This window comes from Bradyrhizobium sp. 159 (assembly GCF_023073795.1).
GTDB lineage: Bacteria > Pseudomonadota > Alphaproteobacteria > Rhizobiales > Xanthobacteraceae > Bradyrhizobium.
The window spans coordinates 133723-151976 of sequence record NZ_JADPKE010000050.1; the positions used below are offsets into that span (position 1 = coordinate 133723).

The window sequence follows — 18254 nt, forward strand, 5'->3', positions numbered from 1 at the left end:
CACTGAGTTTACCGGCTGAAGCCCGGGAAATTGAACAGGCCCGGCTGCTGCTGTGGCGGCGGCGGCGGCGCGGGCTGCTGTTGCGGAGGTGGCGGCAAGGGCTGCGGCGGACGCTGCTGCACGGCCTGCTTCGGCGCAGCCTTCTTCTGCGCAGGCGGTGGCGCGGCCGGCTTGGCCGCGGGATCCGGCGCTGCGGTCGCAATGGTCTGCTGCGGTTCTTTGCAGTCGGTGAGCCAGATGTCGTAGATCGGGTGCTCGACGCCGTGCAGACCGGGGCTTGCGGCATACATCCAGCCCGAGAAGATGCGCTTCACCTCGCCCTGCAAGGTGATCTCGTCGACCTCGACGAACGCGTCGGTGTTGGTGGCCTCCGTTGCCGGCCGCGTATAGCACGCGTCGGTCTTGACCCGCAGCGCGCCGAACTGGACGGTCTCGCCGATCTCCTCGTCGAAATTGATAATGCGTCCGGTGATCTTGTCGAGACCGGAGAAGGTCGCCTTCTTGTTCACGATCTTCTGGGCCGGCGGCTCGGTGACGACCTCGTCGCCCGGCTGGAGGCTCGCCGGCGCCTGCGGGACTGCGCCCTTCTGCTGCGGCTGGCGCTGACCGGGCCCAGCTGGGGCACCTTGCGGACCGGGCGGAGCGATCGCCGCGGATGGCGGCTGGTTCGGCGGAGCCACGGTCGAGCCCGGCGGCGGCGCCAGAGGCTGGGTCTCGACCGGCCCCGGCATCACGTTCCCCTGCCGGCCCGGAGGCGGCGGCATCGGGCGCGACGGGAGCACGCGACCCTGCGGCGGCAGCTCCGGCACCTCTTCGTCGTCGTCGGGGATCTGCTGCGGCTGCGGCTGGCCGCGCGGAATGTTGCCGGGCGGCCGCAGCGGCGGCGGATCGGAGAAGATCGTGCCGATCTGCGCCTGCGCAGGCGTCGCAACTGTCAACACGGTGGCGGCCAGCAGTGCCGCAAGGCCTGTCAGGGAAAAGGTTTTGAACATCTCGCGCGGCTTCAACAGCGAATCGGGCTCGTTGGACATTTTATAGGGGATACCGCCGCTCGCAGGCCCTCCGGTTAACACGGCGAATACGGCGGGGGAAGGGCGGCATCCCTGCCCCGCCCCGGCGCCGACTGGCCAGATCGGTTTCTGGATGGGATAGTCTGAAGACACCCCCTTCCCGGCAGGCGGGCATCGCCGTGCGAAAACGACGTCCAACCAGAACTGGAAACCCAGAAGGCCGCTACCATGCCCGTTGTGCTCGATCCCGATGCTGCTGCCGTCTACAAGGCCTTCCAGGAGGCCGGCCGCCCGGCCTACGAGACCCTGACCGCACCGGAGGCGCGCGCCTATTATTCGCAGGCGCGCTTTGCCACCAACCCCGAGCCGCCGGAGCTCGCCCGCGTCGCAGAACTCGCGATCCCGGCGCCGCATGGGGTGATCCCTGCGCGCCTCTACGTGCCGAACGAGCCGCGCCGGCACGACGGCCTGTCGCCGGCGCTCGTGTTCTTCCATGGCGGCGGCTGGGTGATCGGCGATCTCGATTCCCACGACGTTGTCTGCCGCCAGCTCGCGGTCGACGGCGCGCTGATCGTGATCTCGGTCGACTACCGCCTTGCGCCTGAGCACAAGTTTCCCGCCGCACCCGAGGACGCTATCGCCGCGACCGGATGGGTCGCCGCCAATGCGCGCGAGCTCGGTATCGACGCCTCGCGCCTCTCGATCGGCGGCGACAGCGCCGGCGGCAATCTCGCCGCGGTCGTGGCGCTCGCCGCGCGCCACGGCAACGGTCCCGCCCTCGCAGGACAGGTGCTGATCTATCCGGCGACCGATTTCGCCATGACGCACGGCTCCCACAGCGAGCCCGAGACCAGCGTGCTGTTGACCCATTCGGTGATCCGCTGGTTTCGCGACCACTATCTCAATGGCGCCGCCGACATCCATGACTGGCGCGCCTCGCCGGCGCGCGCGACGAGCCTTGCCGGCCTGCCGCCGGCCTACGTACTCACCGCCGGCGCCGACCCCCTGCGCGACGAAGGCGCCGAGTACGCCGCGCGCCTCAAGCAGGCCGGCGTGCCCGTCACTTACAAGCATTATCCCGGCCAATTCCATGGCTTCTTCACCATGGGAAAATTGCTGCGAGAGGCCAATGTCGCCGCGCGCGAGATCGGCGCGTGGTTGAAGGGATTGGGCTGAACGCCGCTTGCATGGCCTCTCATCTTCGATCCCTCTTCGCCCTCCCCCTGCGCGGGCTGACATGGCTCGGCGGCCAGGGCACCCGCGCGGTGGCGGCCATCGTGTTCATCGCCGTCGCCGTGCCGCCGCTCGGCGCGCTCCTGCGCCCCTATGTTACCGAGGCGATCTTCCTTCTGCTCTGCATCTCCTTCATGCGCGTCGATCTCGTGGCGCTGTACGGACATCTGCGCCGGCCGGCGCTGGTCGCGGCTGCCACCGCCTGGACCACGATCGGCGTGCCGCTGATCGTCGCCCTCGCCGCTTACGTGACCGGGCTCACCACTAGCTCGCCCGGCCTTGCGCTTGCACTGATGCTCCAGGGCACGGCCTCGCCGATGATGGCCTCGCCGGCGCTCGCCGCGCTGATGGGCCTTGATGCCACCTTGGTGCTGGTCACGCTGGTGACCTCGACCGCGCTCGTGCCCTTCACGGCGTCCCTGTTCGCGAGCCTCTTTCTCGGCGGCATGCTCAGCATCTCGCCGCTGACGCTCGGCCTCAAGCTGCTCGGCATCCTCGCTGCCTCGCTGCTTGCCGCGACGATCATCCGTCGCCTGTTCGGCACCGAGACGATCCAGCGCCACAAGCGGCCGATCGACGGCCTCAACATCGTTATCCTGCTGGTGTTCGCCTCTGCGGTGATGGGCGACGTCGCCACCGACCTCATCGCCGATCCCCTGTTCACGATCGCCGTCGCGCTGCTCGCGTTTATGGTCTACTTCACGCTGCTCGCCGTGACGACGCTGATCTTCCGTCGCATCGGCACCGAGCGCGCCTTCGCGATCGGCCTAATGGTCTCCCAGCGCAATCTGGGCCTGATGCTGGCAGCAACCGCCGGCGCGCTGCCGGCGACGACCTGGCTCTATTTCGCGCTGACGCAGTTTCCGATTCATCTTGCGCCGTACATGCTGATGCCGATCGCGCGGCGATTGACCGCGCGCGCAAATACTTCCGACGGGGCGACGGCAAGTAGCGCTACTTAAGCAACGCATAATTCCGGATGTCTGCTTTCGCGCGTAATTGGACGGAGGTCCTAGCTGCGAATGACCCCCTCTACCTGAAGCAGACGTTCAGTGCGGCATTCAGTACAATGCCGGTTAACGCGCATCACTGTTTAAGTGTTTAAATCGCACACAACCTGCTTAGATGTTTAATTCGCAGGCCGCCGGCGGAGCGTATCCCGCGGCCCTCAACGTTGCGGTGACTGAGCGTCCTCAAACGGCTCTTGATCTGCGGCCCACTTTGGCACGCCGTCTTCGGCTGATTGTTCTCGCTTCTACGTTTCGGAGCCTTCTTCGAAGCGTCTCCACTTCTCTAAGCTCCGCCACGATCGCTTGCAGACGTTCGCGCAGGACAGCGCAAGTATAAACCTGACCAGTGCTGGACATTGCTGCCTCAGAATATGATTTGAACTCAGAAGTCGACGAAAACACCAACACCAACGAAGTGAATATTCGCGAGGCCGAAACTCAGTGAGCTAAAGCTGCAGTCGCCAGATGCTCCCAGTACTCTGCCTCTGCGAGCAATTTCCAGCTTCTCTCAGGGTAAAGCGCGGCAGTTTGCCGGCAAAGTGACGCCATTGCGCGAAAGCGGCGGGCAGCTTCCATTCCAACCTCCCGTGTTTTCCCCAACATATTTTTTTATTTTATGGTGGAGTCATCACGATTATCGAACATAACTAAATTTGTTATTTTGTCGCAGTTAATTAGGTTCCGACAGCGTGCCACGCGTGAACTATTTTCGCTTTTGGCTTCACATCAATTTCGAATGCTTCAGTACTAGGTCGTGTTGCGCGCCGATTGCGCATCTCCGCCCAATCGCGCCTCCCCGCCGGAGCGTGCCGGGCGGCAACACAGCTATGCAAGCTCGTGAGCGAGCATCCCAGTGTCAGAAACCGAACCGACTGCCACCCGCGAACTCCTTTCTAATTGATCCGTTGCTGAGAACCTGAATCTTATTGGCGATTTAGCCCGGCGCAAATGCCGGGCTTATTCGCCATGCTCATCTCTGCGCCCAGCTCGAAGAACGACCACGTGCGTCGGCACCCGAGCCTTACCGGCGGCCATTCCACCAGCGGTTTCGTTCGGGGCTCACTCCTCGAGCAAGCTATCATTTCCCTTGGGTCCCGCGATGGTCTGACCTGGTGCCGGGCGATAGCGCAACTCGCGCTCGCGAGGTGCCGGGCGGTCAGACGGGTCGCGGCCGAGCTTGGATTGCAGCTCGAGGAGGTCGGTAAAGACGTCGGCCTGGCGGCGCAGCTCGTCGGCGATCATCGGCGGCTGGCTGGCAATGGTGGAGACCACGGTGACCCGCACGCCGCGGCGCTGGACGGCCTCGACCAGGGAGCGGAAATTGCCGTCACCCGAGAACAGCACCATCTGGTCGATATGCTCGGCGAGCTCCATGGCATCCACGGCGAGCTCGATGTCCATGTTGCCCTTGACCTTGCGGCGGCCGGAGGCGTCGATGAATTCCTTGGTTGCCTTGGTCACGACAGTGTAGCCGTTGTAGTCGAGCCAGTCGGTCAGGGGACGGATCGAGGAGTATTCCTGGTCCTCGATGATGGCGGTGTAATAGAACGCCCGCAGCAACGTCCCCTGGCTCTGAAACTCCTTCAGCAGGCGCTTGTAATCGATGTCGAAGCCGAGCGTCTTGGCCGTGGCATAGAGATTGGCTCCGTCGATGAAGAGCGCAATCCGGTTGGAAGATGACATGATGCCTTGACTTCTGGGACGAGGTGGCATGCCGCGGGCTGAGTGCACATTAACGAAGGCGGCACGTTCAAACCCCTTTAAAAGCTCATGCTATACCGGCGATCATTAGCCTTCAAACGATTTGCTGTGAGCCGAAGATTAATTCGCAATATCCAAAGCACGGACAAACGTCTCGGATGAGACAGCGCATCTCCGTGGATTGGGTGAGCCCGGGGCATTCTCGACCTGTCCGCAAGCGCTGCAATCAAATCCTGATGCGCTTCAGTGCGCCATTTCCGCTGACCTATTTAGCCCACCCGCCTGGCGGCAAGAGGGGCTCAACCACATGAACTAGCCACTGCATTTTGCAAGCGTGAGCTGCTGGGAGCGCGTTCGGATTCGGCTCAGGATCTCGCAGCGGGCACACAATGAATCCATGGCGCTGCCAGATTTGAGCCGCATCGCGGCCCATCTTGCCGCGAAGGGTCGAACTGGTAGGGGGGCGCAACACCGGGAGTTTTCGATGTCCGGTTATTTGCGGCTTTGCTTGACGAGTTTAGTTCTTGTTGGAGCTCTTGCAGCGACACCTGCGTTTTCCAACCCTTTTGCCGACTTTTTCGGTAACGCTTCGCGCGAGCCCGCAGCAAGCCCTCCCGTGCAAGCGGAATGCTTGCCGCGGCCCGGCGACTCGCCCGGCGCGGGCCAACACTGGGTCTATCGGCGGGACGGCCATCGCAAATGTTGGTTCCTGGCCGAGGGTGTCACGAGGGTGCAAAAGCCGGCACATCGTCGCGCGGCCAACCGCGGCGCCAATCCCGACCAGAACGATGCCGCGCGGCTCAGGCGGAGCCCGGTGGTTGATGCACGCGCGGAGTTGCAACGCTCCGCACCGGCAGAGGGGGTCCAGCCGCCGCCGCCTGCACGCGAAGTCAAGGTAGCTGATGCCGCTCTCGTTGTCGGCACGGGCACGACGGCCGTGATGCCAGCCGCACCTTTCACCGCTCTTCCCACCGGCCAGTTCACGTCCGAACATGCCGTGCCGTTCCAAATTGACGTGGAGAAGCCCCTCGCGGCGGTACGCGACGCGGCCGCCGCCTCGGTGCCACCGGCTATTCCGGTGGGCATGCCCCCTGCGGAGGCGGGCGATGGAGGAAAGGGCTGGACAGCAACCTGGCTGGGCTTGCTGCTGATGGTCCTGGGAATCGGCTCTGTCTTAAGCTCGAGCCGCGTGCTGCGCGAAGCGGTGCTGTTGCGCAGTTAACGGAACGAAGCCCTGGCGCCACACCAGGCGGAGGAGCCCCAGTTCGGCGCGGACTGGCGGCTGGCGTGTCGCCTGATCGGCAACTCAATCTCGAGGTCGAGGCAGCGCCGGCGGCGTGACGGCCGCAAACTTTCCGCACGTCTTCGAGAACTCGCGCCGACGTCTCAGGCACGGTATCCGTCGCCTTTCAAATGCCGAGGCGTTGGACCGCACGGCGAGGCCTCGTCCTCGCGCGCCCTAACCTGCCCGTGCCGCGCGCCGCAGCGCCTGTGGCGGCTGGCCGAAGGCGCGGATGAAGGCGCGGCGCATTCGCTCGGGGTCGCCGAATCCGGTCACTTCCGCGACGAGCTCGATCGCCTCACGCGAGGACTGCACGCGCTCGCGTGCCGCTTCGAGCCGCAACCGCTCGATCGCCTTGGACGGCGTCGTGCCGGTCTCGGCGGCAAAGGCACGGGCGAAATGTCGCGCGCTCATGCCGGCGCGATCGGCAAGGTCCTCCACCGTCAGCGGCGCGTCGAGATTTTCGCGCGCCCAGGACAACAGTGCGCCGAAGCGGCCGTTCGGCGCCTTCAGCTCCAGCAGCGAGGAGAATTGCGACTGGCCGCCGCTGCGGCGATGATAGAGCACGAGCTGGCGCGCGGTCTGCTGCGCGATCTCTTCGCCGTGGTCCTCGGTGACCATCGCGAGCGCGAGATCAATGCCCGCGGAGATGCCTGCCGAGGTCCAGACATTGCCGTCGCGGGTGAATATCTGGTCCGGCTCGAACTTCACCTTGGGATATCGCGCGACGAAATCGCGCGTCCGCCCCCAATGAGTGGTGGCGCGGCGCCCGTCGAGCAGGCCGGCTTCGGCCAGCACGTAGGCACCCGAGCAGACGCTGGCGACCCGCACGCCCCGCCGCGCCAGCCGCTGCACGAAGGCGCGCGTGACCTCACAGCGCGCGGCGTCCGCGACGCCCGCGCCGCCGGCCACGACCAGGGTCGTGATCGCATTCGCCGACTTGAAATCGCGCGTCATCATCTCGACCCCGGAGGAGCTGCGCACGAGGCCCGCTTTCGCCGCCAGCACGCGAATGCCCGGGGCCATGCCGGTGCAGCGCGCTGCGACCTCGAATGCCGAGATCGGGCCCGCCGCGTCGAGCAACTGAAAATCCGGGAAGATCAAGATGCCGATCATGGTCATGTCCGAAACTGAGGGAATTACGTCATTTCGGACGGAAGGGCACCATGCGATCCTGCCGGCGTCAAGCTCATTCTCGGAGGCTCCCATGTCGTCACCGCTCCAGATCGGACTCCTGGTGTTTCCGCGTGTCACCCAGCTCGACTTCACCGGGCCCTTGCAGGTGTTCGCCATGCTTCCGGGCGCGAGGCTGCACCTGATCTGGAAGCGGATCGAGCCCGTGCCGAGCGATTCCGTGCTGACGCTGACGCCGACCACGACCTTTGCCGACTGCCCGCAACTTGACGTCATCTGTGTGCCCGGCGGCGGCGGCACCAACGACCTGCTCAACGACGAGGAGGTGCTCGATTTCCTGCGCCGGCAGGCCGAAGGCGCCAAATACGTCACCTCGGTCTGCACGGGATCACTGGCGCTTGGCGCCGCCGGCCTGTTGAAGGGCTACCGCGCCGCCACCCATTGGAGCGCGATGGAGATGCTCAGCCAGTTCGGCGCAACGCCGACCAGGACACGCGTCTGCATCGACCGCAACCGCATCACCGGCGGCGGCGTCACCGCCGGCATTGATTTCGCGCTGACCCTGGTCTCGATCCTGGTCGACCGCACCACGGCGGAAGCAATCCAGCTCCAGATGGAATACAATCCCGCCCCGCCGTTCAATTCAGGCTCGCCCGACACCGCGCCTGCCGAGGTGCTGGCCCTGCTCCGCGAACGCGGCGCGCAAAACCAGGCGCGGCGGCTCGAGGCGGTGAAGCGCGCAGCGGAGCGGATGGCGTAGCCTGCGCTCTCGCGTCCCCGACGCGGCCAACATGTAGCGCTGCGCTGCGTCTGGGGCACGTGACCTTCGTGCTGGTCCCCCAAAGAAAAAGGCCGCTCGGTTTCCCAAGCGGCCTTTCCTGTCTTACGGCGGCTGCACATTCCATCGGGCGATTTCGAACTTCCAGACCGGGGGCCTATCTCCGCGATCGAGTCCTGGTCGGCGGCCGCTGCATCTCGGGACAGTCGCGAACTGTTGCCCGAACCGAACGCGATGGTCTCCCATCTCCGTAAGATGGGACCATTGAGCCGCATCGCTGGCGTGAGCGCAACGCCGGCGCAGGCGGCATCCCCGCTGTTCCCGTTGTCCCCAGCGGCGCGAAACGGATGCGCGTGCATCCAATGTCGCGATAAAGATTCGCGTCCGGGCAGACGCTCAGTTGGCCGGGGTCCAGGGCTGATAGTCGCCGGTCGCCTTCGGCCGCCGCCCGCTGGCAAGGGTCGAGCCCGAAGGACGGTAGGCCTTCGGCGTACCGGTGAGATTCGGCTGGTGCGGCTTTTCCCACTCGCGCGGCTGATAGTTGGTCTCGGTCGGCGGCACATCGACGACGTGATGGATCCAGCCGTGCCAGGACGGCGGGATGCGGCTCGCTTCGGCATAGCCGTTATAGACGACCCAGCGCCGCTCGAAGCCGAGCGTCGGATCAATCGCCCCGCCGCGAGTGCGATAATAGAGATTGCCCTGCTCGTCCTGGCCGACCAGCTCGCCGTACCGTTTGGTCCAGAGCTGGGTGCCAAACGTCTGGCCATTCCACCAGGTGAAGAACTTGAGAAAGAATTGTTTCATGCGGCAAGGCCCTGCTTCCTCGGGTCCTGATGCCATCCGAACGGCGAAATGTCCAGTTCGGAGGGTGCGTCGGTGCCTCCGCAGATCCGGCTACCGAGCAAGATCTGCCGCAAAGCGGCCGCGATCCATTCATCCCGGGTACAGCGGCAGCGGCTGAAGCTCTCTTTCGCACGCAAACCGGCGTGATCCCAGGAACCCCAACGCTTTCATAGGGTTTGCTTCCGGGAAAGGAGTTTGACCATGAACAGTCTGAAATACCTGAGTGCTGCCGCGGCGATGGCGTTGGTTCTTCCCTTGGCGAGCCCGAGTTTCGCGCAGAGTCGTGCCGCCGTGGTCGGAGCGGGCGGCGCCCATGTCGGCGGTGGCGGCGGTGGTGGCGGTGCTCATTTCGGCGGAGGCGGTGCACGTATGGGCGGCGGCGGCGCCGCGTTCCATGGCGGTGGCGGCAATTTCGGGGCCGGTGCAGCGGTTCGTCCGAGCGGCGGCAGTTTCGCGGCCGGCACTGCGATGCGTCCCAGCGGTGGCAGTTTCGCGGCCGGCACGGTGAGCCGCCCCGCGATGTCGCCGTCCTTCAGCGGCAGCCGCAGCGTCGCAACCGCGGGCAACTGGCAGGGCGGGAGCAACTGGAGCGGTCGCCACTGGCATCATCGGCGCGGCGGCTTCTGGCCCGGCTTCGCGGCAGGTGCGGCGATCGGCGGCCTCGGCTCGTACGCCTATTACGGCGGCGGCTATGGCTATTATGACGACCCCTATTACTACGACAGCTATTATGATGAGCCGACAGTGGCCGTGGTGCCAGACAGCGGCGGCGACTCGTACGCTTATTGCGCGCAGCGCTACAAGTCGTACGACCCGGCATCGGGTACGTATCTCGGCTATGACGGCCAGCGGCATCCCTGCCCGTAAGCCGATCTGTGGCATTTGAAGCAAAAGGCGTCGCAGCGATGCGGCGCTTTTCTCGTATTGGTCGTGCGCTTCACTTGCTTCGCGCCACTTTCGGATCACGCTTCATTCAAATGGACCTTTATTCACCGCGCCGTGCATATCAATTGCCATCCAATCCAAAATTGACCCGACCCACGATTCGCGGATATCACCATCACAGTGGGGACCTCGATTGCTGGGAAGTGTCATGCCGCGTATTCTCGTGGTTGATGACGATCCGATGGTCGGCGCGACCATCGAAGTCCTCCTCCAACGTCAGGGCTTCGACGTCACGCTGACCGACGGCGGAGAAACGGGATTGGCTGCGCTCGAAACACAGGCTTTCGACGTGATGCTGGTCGACATCTTCATGCCGCACATGCGCGGCTTCGAGTCCATCCGCATCTTTCACGAGCGCGCGCCGGCCACGCCGCTGATCGCGATGTCCGGCTACGCCTTCGCCTCATCCGCCTCGCCTTCCCCCGACTTTCTCCGCATGGCGCTGGAGCTCGGCGCGACCCGCTGCCTGCGCAAGCCGTTCACCCCGGACGCGCTGCTGACCACGATCCGGGAATGCCTCGCCGGTGCCGCCGAGAGCGCACAGCCGAAGGACAAGAAAGAAGCCCCTTGATCCCAACGCAGCGCGTCATTCTCGGTGCTGGACTTGCCATCCTCCTGATCATCACCGCAGCCTCGATCGCCCTCGACTTCAAGTCGCGGTCCGATGCGGCCTGGGTCAACCACGCCGTCCAGGTGCAGAAGAAGATCTCCGACCTGCGCGTGCTGCTGCGCCGTGCCGAGAGCGCCGCGCGCGGCTACGAGCTCTATCGCAGCGCGGGTTTCAGCGATGAGTTCCAGGCAGTCCGCGCCCGGATCGCGCCGGCCCTCGCCGAGCTCAAGCGCGACGTGCGCGACCATCCGGATCAGGTCGCGCTGCTGGAGGGCACGGAGCCGCTGGCGCTGCGCCGGATCGAGATCGCCGCCGCGGCGATGCGCCTGCGCACTGAGAACGACCAGGCCGGCATTGCCGCACTTAACGGCAAGGCCGAGGGCCGCGGCCTCATGGACACGGTGATGCGCAATCTCGACCATCTGAGCGCCGAGGAAGAACGCCTGCTCACCGCGCGCTCCCAGGATTCGCGCCGCACCGGCATCGTGCTGCTCGGCATCGACGTTGCGGGCGCCGTGCTGATCCTGCTCCTTGTCGCGCTGGTGATGCGCGAGAGCCGGCGGACCACTGTCGCGCTCCAGAGCACGCTGACCGAGACCACGGCCGCCAAGGAGGCGCTCGAGGCAGCGGTGGCCGAGCGCACCGAGCATCTGGTCGCAGCCCATGACGAGCTGCGCCTGTCGGTCAACGTGCTCCAGAGCACGTTTCGCAGCATGGCGGAGGCGGTGCTGGTTATCGATGCCGAGGGCACCGTCCTGCTATCCAATCCGGCCGCCGAGCGCATGTTGTTGCATCGTGCCGGCATGAATTTGCGCAATCTGCGCGCGCTGTCCGATGTGTTTCACGGCGACGGCGTCACGCCGCTGAGGGCCGACGAGCTGCCGTCGACGCGCGTGCTGCGCGGCGAGCAGTTCGAAGAGCTGGAGATGATCGTCCGCCCGCACAGCGACAATTCTCCCCGCCATCTCATGATCAGCGGCCGGCCGATGCGGGATGGGCAAGGTAATATCTCCGGCGCTGTGCTGGTTTATCACGACGCCACCACCTCGCGCGAGACAGAGCGCCAACTCTATCAGTCGCAGAAGCTGGATGCCATCGGCAAGCTGACCGGCGGCGTCGCGCACGACTTCAACAACATGCTGACCGTGATCTCCGGCAACACGGAGACGCTGGTGGCGAGCCTGAAGGACCAGCCCGAGCTCCAGCGCACGGCGCGGCTGATCGACGATGCCGCCGAGCGCTGCGCCGACCTGATCCAGCATCTGCTGGCGTTCGCGCGCAGGCAGCCGCTGCAGCCGCGCAACGTCGAGATCAGCGCCGCGGTCGCGGATATCGCAAAGCTCCTGCGCCCCACTCTCGGGGAGCAGATCCAGATCGAGACCGTGCTGGAACAGGGGCCGATGACGGCGCATATCGATCCGTCCCGGCTCACCAATGCCGTGCTCAACATGGCGATCAACGCTCGTGACGCCATGCCGAACGGCGGCAAGTTGCTGTTCGAGGCCCACCGGGTCGAGCTCGACGAGGCCTATGCGCAGAACAATCCGGACGTCCGGCCCGGCCCTTACGTGATGCTCGCCGTCAGTGACACCGGCACCGGCATGCCGGCCGAGGTCCAGCAGAAGGCATTCGAGCCGTTCTTCACCACCAAGGAAGTCGGCAAGGGCTCGGGCCTTGGGCTGTCCATGGTCTACGGCTTCGTCAAGCAGTCCGGCGGCCATATCAAGATCTACAGCGAAGAAGGCTACGGCACCACGATCAAGCTCTATCTGCCGCCGGGTGAAGGCACGGTTGATGTGGCCACTCCCGTCGCGCCGCAGGCCCAAGGCGGCGCCGAGACCATCTTCGTGGTCGAGGACGACACCTTGGTGCGCAACTTCGTCACCGCGCAGCTGCAGAGCCTCGGCTACAAGACGGTGGCCGCGCCCGACAGCCGGGCCGCGCTGCAATTGATCGAGGCCGGCCAGCCGTTCGATCTGCTCTTCACCGACGTCGTCATTCCCGGCGGCATGAGCGGCCGCGAGCTCGCCGAGGAGGTGGCCAAGCGCCGGCCAGGGCTGAAGGTGCTCTACACCTCCGGCTATACCGACAACGCCATCGTCCACCACGGCAAGCTCGACGACGGCGTGTTGCTGCTGACGAAACCCTACCGCCGTAACCAGCTCGCGGAGATGATCCGGAAGGCGCTGGGCGGCGGGATCGCGGCAACCAAAATTAGCGCGTCGCCAGCACCACGGCGGCCAGCGTGAAGATCAGCGCGGCGATCTGGCCCGCGCCAAGCGGCTCGCCGAGCGCGATCGCCGAGGCGACGACGCCGATGACCGGCACGGCCATGGTGCCGATCGCGGCGACAGAGGCGGGCAGGCGCGCGAGCGCGGCGAACCAGCTGACATAGGCGATGCAGAACTGCACCACGGTCGAATAGACCAAGAGCCACCAGCCGAGCGGCGTCACCCGCGACAGATGCGTGGTCTCGACCAGGAGGCCGATGATCGAGATCAGCAGGCAGCCGATGCCGATCTGCCAGGCCGCCGCCGTGATCGGCGGCAGGCGGATCGGGTACTTTTTCGAGAACACCGTGCCGACGGCAAAGCCGAACGCGCCGCACAGCGCCATGATGATGCCCGGCAGCTTTTCCGCGCTGGCGGCAATGCCATTGCCGCCCATGATCGAGGCAAGACCGGCAAAGGCCATTGCCAGCCCCAGCGTGCGCAAGAGGGTCGGCCGCTCCCCCAGCACCGGCCAGGCGATGATCGAGGCCCAGACCGGCATGGTGTAGGCGATCAGCGCCGCCTCGCTCGCCGGCAGCCAGAGCAGCGCCAGACCCATCAGCACCATCCAGCCGGTGACGTTGAGCACCGCGGCGGTAAGTAAGCGCGGCCAGACCGCGCCCTCGACCCGCAGGCTCTGCCGTCGCACGACCGCGAGCAGCGCCAGCAGCACCGCGCCGAGCACGCCGGTGACCCCGCGCAGCGTCAGCGGCGGCAGCTCGGCGAGCAGGAATTTCGTCACCGGCCAGTTGAAGCCCCAGCCGATCGAGGTGATCGCGAGGAACATCAGTCCGGCCGGGGCGATGCGCGGCCGCGCATCCCGGCGGGTCGAATCATGCATGGGGTTGGTCCGGCAAAATCGAAGGTCAGCTTGGCGCGGATTCGCTGCGCAAACCACCACCTCGGGGGGCATGCCTGCCCTCACCTTCCGTAGGGCTACGTGAGTCCCGCTGACGCAATCCCATCGGCCAAAAATATACCTGCCCTGTGAACAGCGGGATGAAGAGTTGCGAACAGTGCGGCATGCAAATTTTTTTGGTTGGGAATCCCTGAGGACTCACTGATACTTGGCTCCACAGCAGGCGCGGCCGAGACCCCTGTTATCCCCCACAATCCACCATATTTAGTATTTGATTCAGGAACTCGCACTAGTTCTTGACGGGCGCAACGGAGAGTCCTAGCTTTCGGTCCGTTCGGCGCGAGTGAGTTTGCGTCCCGCCGGCACTCCCCCAAAGGGTCTCGCAAATCAACACTCCGCCCGCCAGCCAAAGGCAGCGGATGAGGGCTTGTCTGCCCTTTGATGGAGGACGTTTCGGGCGCCAGAACGGGCCGGCAACAGGCTCGCATGGCAACGGTTGAAGTGACGGCGGGGCGTTGAACGCATGTCGGGCTCATTCCCTTGGGGGCGGATGGGCCTGGACATGCCGGCGGATGTGAGGTGCGCGCACCGAACAATCGCGTCGGGAGAACAAGGGCCGGGTTCACCGGCTGAACTGCGATGCCCGAGGCCGAACGGCCAAAAGGACTCGCGAAGCGAAATGTCGACCGGAACGCCTGAACGGAGGCGGTTCGGTCAAAGATTAAGGACGGGGCAAGACCATGCGGATTGAGCGGCGCCACACCACTTCGGGACAGTCACCTTATGCGGGAATCGATTTCCGGCTGACCACGTCGGAGATTCGCAATCCCGACGGCTCGGTCGTGTTCAAGCTGGAGAACGTCGAGGTGCCGACCGAATGGTCGCAGGTCGCCTCCGACGTCCTCGCCCAGAAATATTTCCGCAAGGCCGGCGTCGCCGCGCGCCTGAAGAAGGTCGAAGAGGAATCCGTCCCCTCCTTCCTGTGGCGCTCCGTGCCCGACACCGAGGCGCTTTCTGTCCTGCCTGAGAAAGAGCGCTATGTCAGCGAGCTCAGCGCAAAACAGGTGTTCGATCGCCTCGCCGGCTGCTGGACCTATTGGGGCTGGAAGGGCAAGTATTTCTCGACCGAGGAAGATGCCCAGGCCTTCTTCGACGAGCTCCGCTACATGCTCGCCATGCAGATGGTCGCGCCGAACTCGCCGCAATGGTTCAACACCGGCCTGCACTGGGCCTATGGCATCGACGGCCCCGGCCAGGGCCATTATTACGTCGACCCCTTCACCGGCAAGCTGACCAAGTCCAAGTCGGCCTATGAGCACCCGCAGCCGCACGCCTGCTTCATCCAGGGCGTCGGTGACGACCTCGTCAACGAGGGCGGCATCATGGACCTCTGGGTCCGCGAGGCGCGCCTGTTCAAATACGGCTCCGGCACCGGCTCCAATTTTTCGCGCCTGCGCGGCGAAGGCGAAAAGCTCTCCGGCGGCGGCCGCTCGAGCGGCCTGATGAGCTTCCTCAAGATCGGCGACCGCGCCGCCGGCGCCATCAAGAGCGGCGGCACCACGCGCCGCGCCGCCAAGATGGTCGTGGTCGACGTCGATCACCCCGACATCGAGACCTATATCGACTGGAAGGTGAAGGAGGAGCAGAAGGTCGCCGCCCTCGTCACGGGATCCAAGATCAACCAGAAGCACCTGAAAGCGGTGCTGAAGGCCTGCGTCAATTGCGAAGGCTCGGGCGACGATTGCTTCGACCCCGAGAAGAACCCTGCCCTGCGCCGCGAGATCAAGCTCGCGCGCCGCAGCCTGGTGCCTGACAATTACATCAAGCGCGTCATCCAGTTTGCCAAGCAAGGCTACAAGGACATCCAGTTCGACACCTACGACACCGACTGGGATTCGGAAGCCTACCTCACCGTCTCCGGCCAGAACTCCAACAACTCGGTCTCGCTGAAGGACGATTTTCTGCGCGCCGTGGAAACTGACGGCGACTGGAATCTGACGGCTCGCACCTCCAAGAAGGTGACGAAGACGCTGAAGGCGCGCGACCTCTGGGAGAAGATCGGCCACGCCGCCTGGGCCTCGGCCGACCCGGGCCTGCACTTCAACACCACGATGAACGACTGGCACACCTGCAAGGCGTCCGGCGACATCCGCGCGTCCAATCCGTGCTCGGAATACATGTTCCTGGACGACACGGCGTGCAACCTCGCTTCCGCCAATCTGCTGACGTTCTACAACACCACGACGAAGCATTTCGACGTCGAGGGCTACGAGCATCTCTGCCGGCTCTGGACCCTCGTGCTCGAAATCTCGGTGATGATGGCGCAGTTCCCGTCCAAGGCGATCGCCGAGCTCTCCTATGAGTTCCGCACGCTCGGCCTCGGCTACGCCAATATCGGCGGCCTGCTGATGACCATGGGCCTGCCCTATGACAGCAAGGAAGGCCGCGCGCTCTGCGGCGCCCTGACTGCGGTGATGACCGGCATCACCTACAAGACCTCGGCCGAGATCGCCTCCGAGCTCGGCACGTTCCCCGGCTACAAGAAGAACGCCGCGCACATGCTGCGCGTGATCCGCAACCACCGCCGCGCCGCGCATGGCGAGTCCTCCGGCTATGAGGCGCTCAGCGTCAACCCGGTGCCGCTCGACCACGCCTCGTGCCCGCAGCAGGACCTGGTCGCGCATGCCAAGGCGGCCTGGGATGCGGCGCTTGCCCTCGGCGAGCAGCACGGTTATCGCAACGCCCAGACCACGGTGATCGCGCCGACCGGCACGATCGGCCTCGTCATGGATTGCGACACCACCGGCATCGAGCCCGACTTCGCGCTGGTGAAGTTCAAGAAGCTCGCCGGCGGCGGCTACTTCAAGATCATCAACCGCGCGGTCCCCGCAGCGCTGCGCGCGCTCGGCTATCGCGAGAGCGAGATCGCGGAGATCGAAGCCTACGCCGTCGGCCACGGCTCGCTCTCCAACGCGCCGGGCATCAACGCCTCGACCCTGAAGACCAAGGGCTTCACCGATGAAGCCATCGCCAAGGTCGAAAAAGCCCTGCCGACCGCCTTCGACATCAAGTTCGCCTTCAACAAGTGGACCTTTGGCGAAGACTTCATCCGCGACCAGCTCGGCATCGGCGCTGAAGCCATTGCAGCCCCCGGCTTCGACCTGCTCCAGGCCGTTGGCTTCACCAAGCGCGAGATCGAGGCGGCCAACGTCCACATCTGCGGCGCGATGACGGTGGAAGGTGCTCCGCACCTCAAGGCCGAGCACTATCCGGTGTTCGACTGCGCCAATCCCTGCGGCAAGATCGGCAAGCGCTATCTCTCGGTCGAGAGCCACATCCGCATGATGGCGGCGGCGCAGCCCTTCATCTCGGGTGCGATCTCCAAGACCATCAACATGCCGAACGACGCCACGGTGGAGGACTGCAAGTCCGCCTACATGTTGTCGTGGAAGCTCGCGCTGAAGGCCAACGCGCTCTATCGCGACGGCTCCAAGCTCTCCCAGCCGCTCAACTCGCAGCTCATTAGCGACGATGAGGACGAGGACGATGCGGTCGAGCAGCTCTACGAAAAGCCTATGGCGGCGCGCGCCGCCCAGGTGTCGGAGAAGATCGTCGAGAAGCTGGTCGAGCGCATCATCGTGATGCGCGAGCGCGAGAAGATGCCGGATCGGCGCAAGGGCTACACCCAGAAGGCCGTCGTCGGCGGGCATAAAGTCTACTTGCGCACCGGCGAGTATGACGACGGCCGTCTCGGCGAGATCTTCATCGACATGCACAAGGAAGGCGCCGCGCTCCGCTCCTTCATCAACAACTTCGCCATCGCGGTGTCGCTCGGCCTGCAATACGGCGTGCCGCTCGACGAATATGTGGATGCCTTCACCTTCACCCGCTTCGAGCCGGCGGGCCCCGTGCAGGGCAACGACAGCATCAAGTACGCGACCTCGATTCTCGACTACGTCTTCCGTGAGCTCGCGGTGAGCTACCTCAGCCGCTTCGATCTCGCCCATGTCGATCCCAACGAGACCGGCTTTGACGCGCTCGGCAAGGGCGTCGAGGAAGGCAAGGAGCCGGACGAGGACGGCGGCCACCACGCGACCAAGCTGGTCTCGCGCGGCCTTACCCGCTCGCGCACGGACAAGCTCGTCGTGATGCGCGGCGGCTCGACCGCGGTCTCGCAGGGCAACGACAGCGCGCCTGCCGGCGGCAGCCGCGTCACCTCGCTCGCCTCCCACGGCGCCACCGCCCGCAGCGCCGGCGACGCCCTCGAAGGCGCAGTCGCGCTGAAGCAGGAAGCGAGCCACGATCTATCGCCAACAGAGAAGCTCGAGCAGCTCCAGTGGAGCAAGGCCGGCACCGCCGCAACCGCCGCCCCCAGCAAGGCCGAGCGCCGCGCGGAAGCGAAGGCCAAGGGCTACGAGGGCGAGATGTGCTCCGAGTGCGGCAACTTCACCTTGGTGAGGAATGGCACCTGCATGAAGTGTGATACGTGCGGAAGTACTACGGGGTGTTCGTGAGTTGCAAGAGACCAGCGATCTCAGGCCCGGGCTCGTCCTGGACAACCAAAAAGGGCGGCCAA

The 18254-nt window shown here is 65.1% G+C and carries 13 protein-coding genes; 8 read left to right on the top strand and 5 right to left on the bottom strand.

What is annotated here, in order from left to right; translation table 11 throughout:
* Window positions 1–8: 8 nt before the first annotated feature.
* Window positions 9–1031, bottom strand: a complete 1023-nt coding sequence (locus IVA96_RS13200; RefSeq protein WP_247417676.1) for a DUF2155 domain-containing protein — start codon at window positions 1029–1031, stop codon at window positions 9–11.
* Window positions 1032–1238: 207 nt separating this feature from the next.
* Here IVA96_RS13200 and IVA96_RS13205 point away from each other — a divergent pair, with 207 nt between their 5' ends.
* Window positions 1239–2186: an alpha/beta hydrolase gene (locus tag IVA96_RS13205; protein WP_247417679.1), complete on the top strand. Its 948-nt coding sequence runs from the start codon at window positions 1239–1241 to the stop codon at window positions 2184–2186.
* An 11-nt stretch (window positions 2187–2197) separates the two neighbouring features.
* On the top strand, window positions 2198–3205 hold the full coding sequence (locus tag IVA96_RS13210; protein WP_247417682.1) for a Na+-dependent transporter: 1008 nt from the start codon (window positions 2198–2200) through the stop codon (window positions 3203–3205).
* A 1107-nt stretch (window positions 3206–4312) separates the two neighbouring features.
* On the opposite strand, the gene IVA96_RS13215 is transcribed toward IVA96_RS13210, so the two are convergent.
* Window positions 4313–4936, bottom strand: coding sequence for an NYN domain-containing protein (locus IVA96_RS13215; protein WP_247277251.1), 624 nt, complete (start codon window positions 4934–4936; stop codon window positions 4313–4315).
* Window positions 4937–5438: 502 nt separating this feature from the next.
* On the opposite strand from IVA96_RS13215, the gene IVA96_RS13220 reads away from it, so the two are divergent.
* Window positions 5439–6176, top strand: a complete 738-nt coding sequence (locus IVA96_RS13220) for a hypothetical protein (RefSeq protein ID WP_247417684.1) — start codon at window positions 5439–5441, stop codon at window positions 6174–6176.
* A gap of 237 nt (window positions 6177–6413) precedes the next feature.
* Here the strand turns inward: IVA96_RS13220 and IVA96_RS13225 are convergent, their stop codons facing one another.
* Window positions 6414–7352, bottom strand: coding sequence for a GlxA family transcriptional regulator (locus IVA96_RS13225; protein ID WP_247417687.1), 939 nt, complete (start codon window positions 7350–7352; stop codon window positions 6414–6416).
* A 91-nt stretch (window positions 7353–7443) separates the two neighbouring features.
* Here IVA96_RS13225 and IVA96_RS13230 point away from each other — a divergent pair, with 91 nt between their 5' ends.
* Window positions 7444–8130, top strand: a complete 687-nt coding sequence (locus IVA96_RS13230) for a DJ-1/PfpI family protein (RefSeq protein WP_247417688.1) — start codon at window positions 7444–7446, stop codon at window positions 8128–8130.
* A 414-nt stretch (window positions 8131–8544) separates the two neighbouring features.
* On the opposite strand, the gene IVA96_RS13235 is transcribed toward IVA96_RS13230, so the two are convergent.
* Window positions 8545–8955, bottom strand: a complete 411-nt coding sequence (locus IVA96_RS13235) for an NADH:ubiquinone oxidoreductase subunit NDUFA12 (RefSeq protein ID WP_247277255.1) — start codon at window positions 8953–8955, stop codon at window positions 8545–8547.
* A gap of 240 nt (window positions 8956–9195) precedes the next feature.
* Here IVA96_RS13235 and IVA96_RS13240 point away from each other — a divergent pair, with 240 nt between their 5' ends.
* From IVA96_RS13240 to IVA96_RS13250, 3 genes are all read left to right on the top strand, one after another.
* Entirely contained in the window at window positions 9196–9861 is a 666-nt protein-coding gene (locus tag IVA96_RS13240; RefSeq protein WP_247417691.1) for a BA14K family protein, read from the top strand.
* A 226-nt stretch (window positions 9862–10087) separates the two neighbouring features.
* Entirely contained in the window at window positions 10088–10510 is a 423-nt protein-coding gene (locus IVA96_RS13245; RefSeq protein WP_247277257.1) for a response regulator, read from the top strand.
* A complete protein-coding gene (locus IVA96_RS13250) occupies window positions 10507–12798 on the top strand; it encodes a CHASE3 domain-containing protein (RefSeq protein WP_247417694.1) in 2292 nt (763 codons plus the stop codon). Before IVA96_RS13245 ends, IVA96_RS13250 begins: the two co-directional genes overlap by 4 nt.
* On the opposite strand, the gene IVA96_RS13255 is transcribed toward IVA96_RS13250, so the two are convergent.
* Complete coding sequence (locus IVA96_RS13255; protein WP_247417697.1) at window positions 12764–13660, bottom strand: DMT family transporter; 897 nt, start codon at window positions 13658–13660, stop codon at window positions 12764–12766. The genes IVA96_RS13250 and IVA96_RS13255 overlap by 35 nt on opposite strands.
* 758 nt (window positions 13661–14418) lie before the next feature.
* Between IVA96_RS13255 and IVA96_RS13260 the strand changes: the two genes are divergently transcribed.
* Window positions 14419–18192: a vitamin B12-dependent ribonucleotide reductase gene (locus tag IVA96_RS13260; protein ID WP_247417699.1), complete on the top strand. Its 3774-nt coding sequence runs from the start codon at window positions 14419–14421 to the stop codon at window positions 18190–18192.
* Window positions 18193–18254 lie beyond the last annotated feature (62 nt).

Excerpts from the sequence above, each read along its gene's own strand:
- IVA96_RS13245 (WP_247277257.1), top strand. The coding sequence starts at position 10,088 with ATGCCGCGTATTCTCGTGGTTGATGACGATCCGATGGTCGGCGCGACC.
- IVA96_RS13230 (WP_247417688.1), top strand. The coding sequence starts at position 7,444 with ATGTCGTCACCGCTCCAGATCGGACTCCTGGTGTTTCCGCGTGTCACC.
- IVA96_RS13235 (WP_247277255.1), bottom strand. The coding sequence starts at position 8,955 with ATGAAACAATTCTTTCTCAAGTTCTTCACCTGGTGGAATGGCCAGACG.
- IVA96_RS13220 (WP_247417684.1), top strand. The coding sequence starts at position 5,439 with ATGTCCGGTTATTTGCGGCTTTGCTTGACGAGTTTAGTTCTTGTTGGA.
- IVA96_RS13215 (WP_247277251.1), bottom strand. The coding sequence starts at position 4,936 with ATGTCATCTTCCAACCGGATTGCGCTCTTCATCGACGGAGCCAATCTC.
- IVA96_RS13205 (WP_247417679.1), top strand. The coding sequence starts at position 1,239 with ATGCCCGTTGTGCTCGATCCCGATGCTGCTGCCGTCTACAAGGCCTTC.
- IVA96_RS13200 (WP_247417676.1), bottom strand. The coding sequence starts at position 1,031 with ATGTCCAACGAGCCCGATTCGCTGTTGAAGCCGCGCGAGATGTTCAAA.
- IVA96_RS13260 (WP_247417699.1), top strand. The coding sequence starts at position 14,419 with ATGCGGATTGAGCGGCGCCACACCACTTCGGGACAGTCACCTTATGCG.
- IVA96_RS13240 (WP_247417691.1), top strand. The coding sequence starts at position 9,196 with ATGAACAGTCTGAAATACCTGAGTGCTGCCGCGGCGATGGCGTTGGTT.
- IVA96_RS13225 (WP_247417687.1), bottom strand. The coding sequence starts at position 7,352 with ATGATCGGCATCTTGATCTTCCCGGATTTTCAGTTGCTCGACGCGGCG.
- IVA96_RS13210 (WP_247417682.1), top strand. The coding sequence starts at position 2,198 with ATGGCCTCTCATCTTCGATCCCTCTTCGCCCTCCCCCTGCGCGGGCTG.
- IVA96_RS13255 (WP_247417697.1), bottom strand. The coding sequence starts at position 13,660 with ATGCATGATTCGACCCGCCGGGATGCGCGGCCGCGCATCGCCCCGGCC.